Source organism: Proteiniphilum sp. UBA5463, assembly GCF_002427225.1.
GTDB lineage: Bacteria > Bacteroidota > Bacteroidia > Bacteroidales > Dysgonomonadaceae > Proteiniphilum > Proteiniphilum propionicum.
On record NZ_DIQL01000053.1, the window covers coordinates 58864 to 69599 of the forward strand.

Here is a 10736-nt window from a genome sequence, read left to right on the forward strand (position 1 = left end):
AAATAGTCACTTATAAAAAGAGGTTAGTAAAGAAAGTACAGTATGAAAAAATCGACTATATGGTTGGTTGCCGTTGTTATGTTCACCACTTTTTTAGCTTTACTGTTTCTGCAGGTAAGATACATGAGGACAAGCATGGATATCCGCACCAAACAGTTCGATGAGCAGGTAAACAGAAGCTTGTACAACGTGATGAGGGATCTTGAGCAGGATCAGACACGCGATTACCTGGAGCAGGATATGATTGAATCGGAAAACAGATATTCACAGTATTCCGCCCCGCAGATGTCCCCAAATATTTCAGAGCAGAAAACAGGTGCAGCAATAACACAACCCGGAGGAAGTGATACAAGAATAAGGCTGAACGCACCACAGCAGTCGATGCGGCCGGATCAGCAAAGGGAGAGGGTGTTTTTATCACCCAGCCAGGGCTTAAGCACAATCTCAAAAACCCAGTATGATATGCAACAGTCGTTGTCGAAGCGATATCTTCACGAGCGCTCATTACTTGATGAGGTTATTTTTAAAATAATGAATCGTGCCAGTAATGAGCCTATTGAAAAAAGAATCGATTTCAACAAGGTTGAACAATATATTCGTTACGAGCTGTCATACAATGGATTGAACGAACCATTCAGTTTTCAGGTAGTGAATTACAACAATAAGGTGGTTTTTTCTTCTCCCGGCTTTTCGACAAAATACAAAGATGCGATTTACACTCAAATTCTGTTTCCTAACGATCCACCGGCAAAATTAAACCAGTTGAGGGTTTATTTTCCAACTAAAAGGAATTATGTGTATAGTGAACTTTCCTTTTTTATACCATCGCTAATATTCACGTTTATACTACTGATAACGTTTATATTTACGATAGTATCACTGTTCAGGCAAAAGCGTTTGTCTGAGATGAAGAACGATTTTATTAACAATATGACGCATGAGCTGAAGACGCCAGTCTCCACCATCTCGCTTGCCACGCAGATGCTTAAGGATGAGTCTATCCTTAAGTCGCCCGAAGTGTTCAAGCATGTCACGGGAGTGATACATGATGAGACCAAAAGGCTCAGCTTCCAAGTAGAAAAGGTGTTGCAGATGTCGCTTTTCGACAAGCAGAAGACAACTCTGAAGATGAAAGAGATAGATGCAAACGACCTGGTGGTGAGTGTTGCCAATACTCATGTGCTGAAAGTGGAGAAGTTGGAAGGCATTCTGGACATTGATCTTCAGGCTGAAAAGTCCACAATACGCGTGGATGAGATGCACTTTACCAATGTGCTTTTCAACATCCTGGACAACGCGTTGAAATACAGAAAAAAAGATGTTCCGCCTGAATTGATGATCCGTACACGCAACGAAGGGAACAAAATCATTATTACCATTGAGGATAATGGAATCGGGATGAGGAAGGAAGATTCGAAAAAGGTATTTGAACGGTTTTATCGCGTTCCTACCGGCAACAGGCACGATACAAAAGGATTCGGACTGGGGCTGGCATACGTGAAAAAGATCGTAATAGACATGAATGGCACAATACGTGCCGAAAGTGAATTAGGTAAAGGCACCAAATTTATAATTAGTTTACCCGTAATAACACAAAAATGATATGGAAGAGAAGTTAAAAATTTTTTTATGCGAAGATGATGAGAATCTTGGCATGTTGCTCAGAGAATATCTCCAGGCAAAAGGGTTTGATACCGATCTGTTTCCCGATGGGGAGGCCGGTTTCAAAGGATTCGTGAAAACAAAATACGATTTGTGCATCGTTGACGTAATGATGCCTAAGAAAGACGGCGTAACGCTTGTTAGAGAGATAAGGACTATCAACACTGAAATACCTGTGATCTTTTTAACGGCCAAAAATATGAAAGAGGATGTACTTGAAGGCTTCAAAGCCGGAGCCGATGACTACATTACCAAGCCGTTCAGTATGGAAGAGCTGGTTCTTCGTATTGAAGCTATCATTCGCCGTGTGAAAGGCAAAAAAAGCAAGGAGCAGCAAGTATACAACTTTGGTACGATGACCTTCGACACTCAAAAGCAAATTCTTAATATCGGCGACATCCAGACAAAACTGACAACCAAAGAATCGGAGTTGTTGTCGCTCCTATGTGCTCACGCTAACGATATTTTAGAACGCAACCATGCACTGAAACAGATTTGGGAAGAGGATACATATTTCAACGCACGCAGTATGGACGTATATATCACTAAACTGCGCAAACTGCTAAAGCCAGAACCCAACATCGAAATCATCAACATTCACGGAAAAGGGTACAAGCTTATTGTTCCTACTGAAGAAGGTGATAACGTAGAATAACAAGAGTGCAATTTTCACTCTCTATAAGAGGCCGTTCTGAATGGAATGGCCTCTTTATATTAATAATTTTTTACCCTAACAGAAGAGTAACAGAAATATATTGTTTACATTTGCAAAAAAAGAGGCCCATTTACAGTCAATAATATGATTTAAAATATTTATGATTTTGAAATATCTATTGGCAGGCGTGAAAATATTGAGAAAAGAAGAGTAATTTGAAAAATAGAGTCAGATATGAAGAGTAACAAAAGAAAAATGGCGAAAACGCTTAAGGTTATCGCCACAGATCGTAACAGAACTAATATTCTGCGTGAATGGGAACAAAAGACTATTGCATACCTTGTGCAAAAGGTGCCTTCCCGGATCACTTCCGACGGTCTTACTGCCATCGGCTTCTTCGGAAACCTTCTGGTTGCTTCAAGCTTTGTATTGGGAGCTTATCTGAATCGTTACTGGCTGCTTATGTCATTGTTAGGTTTTGTTATAAACTGGGTAGGCGATTCGCTCGACGGGCGGCTTGCATACTACCGGAACAAACCACGCAAATGGTACGGTTTTTCTCTTGATGTGTCAGTGGACTGGGTAGGTACCTTCCTGATTGGATTAGGTTATACCATCTATGCCCCCGGGATATGGAAATATGCAGGATTTTTCTTCGTTGTGTTCTACGGATGGGAAATGATTACCGCCCAGTTGCGTTATAAGATAGGCGGCCAGTATTCTATAGACTCCGGTATCTTTGGCCCTACCGAGGTGAGATTATTGCTGGGAACCATTATCACGTTAGAGGTATTTATACCCGGTTCCATTCAGTACCTTGCAACCGCTGCCTGTGTTTTTCTACTTGTTTCGAATCTGGTTGAGACACGTAAACTGCTTATACTGGCCGACAAACAGGATATTGCAGATCGCCGGAGAAAAGAAGAGGAGCGCAAAGCAAGAAGAATTGAAAATGCATAAACTGACGCGTTTTATTCAGTAGGAAGATAATTACAAAACCTTTCAGTAATCTGATTATCCTCCCAAAGAGTATTACTCTGGGGAAGTGGTTTCGAGGAAATCCACAACCCTGGCATATGCCTGTGCATGCAAGTCAACTTTCGGCTGCAAACACAAAAATATCAACCAAAAATCCCTACCTTTGTGAAACTATTCAGTTAAACAAAAATAACGGTTTAGCGATGGCAATATTTGTTTTGCATGAAAATACAAAAGCAAACCAAATATTTTGAATTAATAGAAAAGTATCGAAATGACACATTCAATGACAGGATACGGCAAAGCAGTTGTCGAACTCCCTAACAAAAAAGTAACTGTCGAGATTAAGTCCTTGAACAGCAAGCAGTTTGATCTATCTATACGTATGCCGGCAGTTTACCGGGAAAAAGAGATCACACTGCGAAATAACCTTTCACATAGCCTGGAACGAGGTAAGATCGATCTTAATATAAATGTGGATGTTATCTCCAGGGATGTATCCTCAAAGATAGATTTCAATACACTGAGCCAGTATCACAGAGAAATAAGGGACCATGCCCTCGAAATGAGCGTTTCTCCTCCCCAGGACTGGTTCTCAATACTATTACGCCTTCCTGATGTAATGAAACAGGATACGGAAGAGCCCGACAATGTGGAATGGGAATCTATAGGGAAAGCAATTGAACGTGCAGTAGATGATGTCATTGCCTTTCGCAAACAGGAAGGGGAGATGCTGGCGAAGGTACTGACTGAAAAAATTGAACGGATTAGCGCCCTGCTTATTGCAGTAGAACCTTTTGAAACAGAACGCGTTGATAAGATAAAAAGTAGAATCTATGACGAACTTAACAACCTTGAAGGGATTGAATTCGACAAGAACCGTTTTGAACAGGAGATGATCTACTACATTGAGAAGCTGGATGTGAGCGAGGAAAAAAACCGCCTTGCCCATCATCTTAAATATTTCACAGAAACGCTAAACGGCTCACGTTCCCAGGGTAAAAAGCTTGGGTTCATTGCCCAGGAGATAGGGCGCGAGATAAACACCCTGGGTTCCAAATCAAATCAATCGGATATGCAATGTATTGTTGTGCAGATGAAGGATGAGCTGGAGCAGATTAAGGAACAGGTTTTAAATGTATTGTAAAGAAAGGTAGAGAAGCAGAGAAGCAGAGAAGCAGAAGCTATTTATGACACAATTAATAATAGTTGTGGCTCTACCGGAAAAAGTAATAAAATGGCCAAACTAATCATTTTTTCAGCACCTTCAGGCTCAGGTAAATCGACACTTGTGCGTTTTCTTTTGTCACAGGGACTGAACATTCAGTTTTCCATCTCGGCTACCAGCCGCGAACCACGCGGGGATGAGAAAGATGGTGTAGAATATTATTTCCTGTCACCCGACGAGTTCCGCAGGCGCATAAACAACAACGAGTTCCTAGAATATGAGGAGGTTTATGACAATAAATTCTATGGTACTCTGAAAAGCGAGGTGGACCGCATTCTAGAAGAAGGCAAGAATGTGGTTTTCGATGTTGACTGTGTAGGTGGGCTCAACATTAAAAATATATACAATAACCAGGCATTGAGTGTTTTTATTATGCCTCCGTCGGTAGAGGTACTACGCGAAAGGCTTGAAAAACGAGGTACCGACGAACCGGAAGTCATTGAGAACCGGTTGGCAAAAGCTGAATATGAAATGAGTTTTGCTCCGCAATTCGATGTAATAGTGAGCAATGACGATTACGACAAGGCAAGGGCTGAGATTCTGAAACTGGTCACCGACTTTATTGAAGAGTGATTTTTCTGGCCCTGTTCCCGATCAATTCATTTAATATTTAACTGAATCATATTAAAAAAGCATACGCATTATGATCAGAAGGTTATCCATAATTTTCGCGGCCTGTTTTCTCTCTTTCTCTCTCTTCCCGCATTCACTGGAAAAGGAGACCCGCACATATGCGGTGAAGGATGGACGGGAGCTTAAACTGGATCTGTACAGATCAGATTCTGCCGCCTTATTGCCACAGCCATGCCTCCTTTTTGTTTTTGGAGGCGGGTTTAAAGAAGGGGAAAGAGATGCAAAAATATATTCTTCTTTCTTCAACTATTTCGCCAGCAAGGGATTTACAGTAGCCTCTATTGATTACCGCCTGGGGATGAAGGGGCAAAAGGCCCCGGGTTTATTTAATTACAAACCAATTCAAAATTCCATTTCACTGGCTGTAGCCGATCTATATTCTGCGACAAGTTATCTGCTGGAAAATGCCGAAGAGCTTTATATAGACCCTTCGCTCATAATAATCAGCGGATCAAGTGCAGGTGCCATCACTGTTTTACAAGCAGATTACCGTGAACGCGACAACCATCCCTCAGCCAGTGTGCTGCCTGACAATTTCAGATATGCAGGTGTGATTGCCTTTGCAGGCGGAATCTTTAGTACTGAAGGTGTACCGTCGTACGCAAAAAAGCCTGCTCCCACTCTTTTCTTTCACGGCAGTGCCGATAAGCTTGTACCATACGACAACATTCGATTATTCAATATTGGCATGTTCGGATCTAAATCGCTGGCGAAGAGATTCCGTGAGGAACATTATCCATATATTTTCTACAGCATGGAAAATATTGGACATGAGGTGTCGGGTTATCCCATGGAAGAGTTTCTGCCCGAGATAGAACAGTTTATAAATGATATGGTGTTCGACCGCAGACAACAGATGATAGATATAAACTATAAAGATATTCTGCGAAAATCGGACACTTCTACAACTCCGGACAGCTATTACGACTGAAATGCTTGCGTTGCCAGGATAGAAAATCACAGTACTCACCATATGGTTCATGCATAGCTACCTGAACCCGATTGCAACACTGGGAACTTGGACATGCGTCTGTGGCATAGTCTGGTAAACTTATGGCAGATATTCAGTAAGAGACAATCGGGAAAAAAATGTGCTTTTAAGGCTCGACGAATTTGCCAAAGGTACAATTCCGCTGCAGGATGGCATCCATCACCCAATTGGTACGGGCAGCAGATACACCTGTACTAACAGGCATAAGCCCGTCTCCGTTTATATAGTCAACGATACTTTTAATGAGGTAATACTGAATATTCTCAGGATTCTCTTCGTGATATTCCTTCTTCCCTTTGTCAGTTTCCAAAAGTATTGGGGTAAACATAAAGGTTGAGAATGAGCCCTTGCCTTTAGTTCCAGTAATATCGATCTTATCGGTGCGGGTGTTTCCCGGTGCAACAAAGCTCCAGCTGCCGCTGCCCAATATACCGGATTTAAACCGGAAGGCTGCTGTGACGGTATCTTCAACCTCATACAGATTTTTCACATTAGTACTGAAGCCGTGTGCATCGGTGATCTCACCAAACAAATAATCAAGCAGATCGAACTGATGTGAAGCAAGATCGTAAAAATATCCGGCGCCGGCGATCTCTTTCTTCACTCTCCAGGGCAGACTATCCCGATTATAATCATCTGCGTAAGGTGGAATGGCAAATCGGATTTGCACGTTAGATATATCTCCAAGCAATCCATCATCGATCAACTGTTTCACCCTGAGAAAATAAGGGAGGGTGCGACGGTAATAGGCAACGAAACAGGGGACTCCGGTCTCTTCTGACACACGACATATCCTAAGTGCTGATTCGTGCGAGGCAGCCATTGGCTTTTCTACATATACCGGTTTTCCGGCCCTCATTGCCGCAATGGCGTACTCCTCATGCGATGCAGGTGGTGTTGCTACATACACCGCATTAACCCCGGGATCGTTGATCAGATCATATGCATCGTCATACCATTTGCCGATTCCGTGCCGCCGGGCATAATCTTGCGCTTTTTCCGCATTACGGCGCATCACTGCTACCACATCCGATTCCTCTACTTTTCCGAAGGCCGGGCCGCTTTTTTTTTCAGTTACGGATCCACAGCCGATGAAACCCCAATGTACCATATTAACAATTAATAAATTTTATCTTTGAAATATCAACCATCAGTAAAATCATTTATGAGTCCTATTTTAATTGTTGTTTGAGTCCACTTTAATAAGTCGTTTTGTAAAAATATAATATTTGATTTTCAAGTGATGAGTCCTCTCCGAAAACCTCAAAACTCAATTTTATTGGCTTGCAACTTATTGAAAATCAATGTTCATCTTGTGAAATTTTCAAGAAAAAAGACTTATCGGAGGAGACTCAGTGATTATAATGTCAAATATTCTATTTTGAGACTTTTTCAAGCAGATCTTGCTTAAAAATTGTTCTCTTTCTGTAAGAGAATATGCCCAGAATGCCAATCATAAGAAATGCGATGGCAATGTACAAAAAAACAGACGTTGTACTTTCTGTTTGCCCATAAGAGTGCATACCGCTCAGGAAATAGTTTACCCCGAGGAAAGTCATAAGTACTGAAGAAAATGCAAATACCGACAGCAAGTTAAAGATCCATTCGTTATCCCACTTTTTAATTAGATGTATATGTGTAACTATTGAATATACTACAATTGTTATAAGTGCCCATGTCTCCTTGGGGTCCCAGCCCCAGTACCTGCCCCACGATTCGTTTGCCCATACAGCACCCAGAAAAGTACCGGTCGCCATCAGAGCAAGCCCCGCCAGAAGCGACAGGTTATTGATAATTGTCAGTTCTCTGATACGGTATGATAGAAGCATACTCTTCTTAGTGAAAGTCATTATTAATAGATTGGTGATACCAAGCAAAAAGCTGATACCAAAAAATCCGTAGGCCCCCACAATCACCGCCACGTGAAACATCAGCCATGGCGATTTCAGTACCGGTACCAGTGTGTCTATTTGCGGATCCATCCAGTTGAGGCCTGAAACAAAAAGGATGATACCACCGAAAAGGGTTGCCAGGGCAAGCGTGATGGTGCTCTTCCGGCCAAAGATAAGTCCCGCCAGTACCGTTGCCCAAGCTACATAAACCATTGTCTCGTAAGAATTGCTCCAGGGAGCATAACCGGAGATATACCACCGCATTCCCATACCATAAATATGTATAAGAAACACCAGCAGTGTCCCTCCTATAAACAGTGCTGAGGCATAACGAATCCACTTTCGTTCGTTCAGCATTAGCATAAATGCAAGCATCAGAAGAATTCCGCCAAAGAGAAAATAACCTTCTTTGCAGTGATTAAAAATATTCAGATGGTTATAACGGATTTCGGCCTCAAGTTTTTTAGGGTTGATAAGCGAGGCTTTGTCGTTCTTCCGTTGATACTCTTCAATCAAATCGAGCACCCTGCCGGGTTTGCTCCAATCACCGCTACTGAGCGAGTGTGTAACTTCCGAGAGGTACCATGCGAATGTGTTTGTTATAAAAAGTGAGTCTTTTTCGTTGAAAACAGATAGATTGCCGCCCGGAGCATACCATGTGTGAGAAGAGCCGTGAGGATTGGGAAAGATGCCCGGCATAGCACCGTTAAACAACTGATATAAAATGTTTACCCTTTCATCAAGCTTTAACAGGTCTTTATCGAAAGTACTCCGTTCACCTGCCGGTTTATGATATATCTCCTGCAGTTGAGGCAATAGCCGATAGTCTCCCCTATGATCAAAAAAATGATAGTAAGCAACATGTTCTACCGGCAGGTTATACCGGTCACTGATCTGTTCGTTTGCCATGGAGATAACTGGTACCTGCATCCACATCTGCGGCTGTGCAATCAGGCTCAGAAGGAACTGGTCGGAGTTGAGATTGCCATATACCGGTTTCTTATATATTTTTCGTAATATCTCTGATGAAAAAGTGTTCATAGGCATCACGCGCCCGTGAAACTGTACCGGCAATGCACCAAACCTTGCCGCATGTTCCTGCGGTATGGTATTTTGCTGTATCTCTTCAATCATATGGCTACCTGGCAGCTCCTGTCCCTGGCTTACCATGGTAATCAGTACCATAGTGAGCGTCATCACGGTTTTCCTTGCACTCTCCCTTGTCTCCTTAAGCTGTCTTGCAAGTTTTCTGAAATGTGAACCGGGAAGAATGAACATAAGGATGAAGCCAAACACAAGAATGAGGTAACCTGTATAGGTGATAGTTCGTCCAGCCACATCACTGTTGACCGAAAGGATAGTACCTTTCTCATCGTGATCGTAAGAAGCTTGGAAAAATCGATATCCTTCTAAATCAAGCACGTTGTTCATAAACAGTTTCACCTCCCTCACTTCACCATTGATATGTATCAGCAGATCGCTCTCGTAAGATGATGGGCTTTCAGATCCTGGATAACGGATAATCCTGAATTCGGCAAGTTCCAGCACAAAAGGCATCCTCTCGGTCTTAATTCCATTTGATGTATGCATCATCATTGTGTCTGCCTTTTCACCCTCACGGATATGTATCTGCCCCTCTTTCCCGAACAGGAAAGTAACTAATGCGCCCGCAAGGATGACTACAAGAGCTAAATGAACCACAACCATTGCCCATCTTTTCCTTTTGATGAAATTTTGACGAATAAGAATAAGGATGAAGTTAAGCACCAACAGGAACTGCAGTAAGATAAACAGTGGTGAGTAGTATATAAGCATTTTGGCTGCCTCGGTACCCATCTGTTTTTCCAAAATCGTAGCTGTTGCCAAACCAATAGCATAAACAAACAACAGGGTAATGGTTGCCTTATAGGAGGTAAGAAGTTTCAGTAATCTGTCCATGCCGTAATTATTGATACAAAATGTTACAAGCTTGTTTTACTTTTGCTTTAAACAGATAAACTGAAGCCAAGCTTGACTGAAATGGTTGCTATAACTCATTTATCCAGTGATAAAAAATGAGTGAAAAATCCGATTTCTTTCACTCATTTTTCATCAAACCGGAAACAGTGAAGCGGCCTCAGGCCTCTTCCCATTGTTTACGAAGTAACTCAAGAGCCGCGGGTACTACCACTTTACGGTCTCCCTGGCAACCACACTCGAAACTGACATATTTGTCGTATCCGATCATTTTCAGCCCTTTAAAACCGTTAACATAGTTATCAGCTTCTCCATCTTCTCCGGGCATGCTGCGGCGTTTGCGGCTGGCAACATGCACATGCTGCAGATGTTCGCCAGCTGAGATAAACGCTCCCATATCGGAGTTCTCCTCCCAGGTCATATGCCAGAAATCGCCCATGCATTTCACACCCGGGTTATTGATATCGCGGCAAATGGATGCAGCATCGCCTACCTGGCGCAGGTAAAAGGCCTCTCTGCGATTGAGCGGCTCCAGGATGACGGTGGTTCCCTGTTGCTGTGCAAAGGTACCCATTTCTTCGAACTGCTCACAGAGAAAATCGCGTGTCTCCTGATTATGGGGCATAACGGGAACCTGGCTGTTGAATGCCGGAACTATGATGACGCCGATAGATCCCAGTTCCCCGGCGGCAATAATAAGGTCCTCCATCGTGTTACGGCATTGCTTACGGACGGCAGGAT

Annotated in this window: 9 protein-coding genes; 6 read left to right on the forward strand and 3 right to left on the reverse strand. The window is 42.6% G+C overall.

Annotated elements, in window-relative coordinates:
- Nucleotides 1-42: 42 nt before the first annotated feature.
- The 6 genes from B3B27_RS09065 (at nucleotide 43) to B3B27_RS09090 (ending at nucleotide 6087) form a co-directional block, all read left to right on the forward strand.
- The gene (locus B3B27_RS09065; protein ID WP_238865718.1) at nucleotides 43-1602 is read left to right on the forward strand and encodes a sensor histidine kinase; all 1560 of its coding nucleotides are present in this window, start codon (nucleotides 43-45) and stop codon (nucleotides 1600-1602) included.
- A 1-nt stretch (nucleotide 1603) separates the two neighbouring features.
- Nucleotides 1604-2317, forward strand: a complete 714-nt coding sequence (locus B3B27_RS09070) for a response regulator transcription factor (protein ID WP_238865716.1) — start codon at nucleotides 1604-1606, stop codon at nucleotides 2315-2317.
- Nucleotides 2318-2551: 234 nt separating this feature from the next.
- The gene (locus B3B27_RS09075; RefSeq protein WP_238865714.1) at nucleotides 2552-3277 is read left to right on the forward strand and encodes a CDP-alcohol phosphatidyltransferase family protein; all 726 of its coding nucleotides are present in this window, start codon (nucleotides 2552-2554) and stop codon (nucleotides 3275-3277) included.
- 292 nt (nucleotides 3278-3569) lie between these two features.
- The gene (locus B3B27_RS09080) at nucleotides 3570-4442 is read left to right on the forward strand and encodes a YicC/YloC family endoribonuclease (protein ID WP_286832284.1); all 873 of its coding nucleotides are present in this window, start codon (nucleotides 3570-3572) and stop codon (nucleotides 4440-4442) included.
- Nucleotides 4443-4532: 90 nt separating this feature from the next.
- The gene (gene gmk, locus B3B27_RS09085; RefSeq protein ID WP_238865710.1) at nucleotides 4533-5096 is read left to right on the forward strand and encodes a guanylate kinase; all 564 of its coding nucleotides are present in this window, start codon (nucleotides 4533-4535) and stop codon (nucleotides 5094-5096) included.
- A gap of 70 nt (nucleotides 5097-5166) precedes the next feature.
- Nucleotides 5167-6087 (forward strand): alpha/beta hydrolase, encoded by a 921-nt coding sequence (locus tag B3B27_RS09090; RefSeq protein WP_238865708.1) that lies wholly within the window; start codon nucleotides 5167-5169, stop codon nucleotides 6085-6087.
- Nucleotides 6088-6253: 166 nt separating this feature from the next.
- On the opposite strand, the gene B3B27_RS09095 is transcribed toward B3B27_RS09090, so the two are convergent.
- The 3 genes from B3B27_RS09095 to B3B27_RS09105 form a co-directional block, all read right to left on the reverse strand.
- The gene (locus tag B3B27_RS09095) at nucleotides 6254-7258 is read right to left on the reverse strand and encodes a Gfo/Idh/MocA family protein (RefSeq protein ID WP_286847311.1); all 1005 of its coding nucleotides are present in this window, start codon (nucleotides 7256-7258) and stop codon (nucleotides 6254-6256) included.
- Between the two features lie 265 nt (nucleotides 7259-7523).
- The gene (gene ccsA, locus B3B27_RS09100; RefSeq protein ID WP_286832290.1) at nucleotides 7524-9977 is read right to left on the reverse strand and encodes a cytochrome c biogenesis protein CcsA; all 2454 of its coding nucleotides are present in this window, start codon (nucleotides 9975-9977) and stop codon (nucleotides 7524-7526) included.
- Nucleotides 9978-10155: 178 nt separating this feature from the next.
- The coding region (locus tag B3B27_RS09105) for a sugar phosphate isomerase/epimerase family protein (RefSeq protein ID WP_286847314.1) at nucleotides 10156-10736 on the reverse strand (581 nt) is incomplete at its 5' end.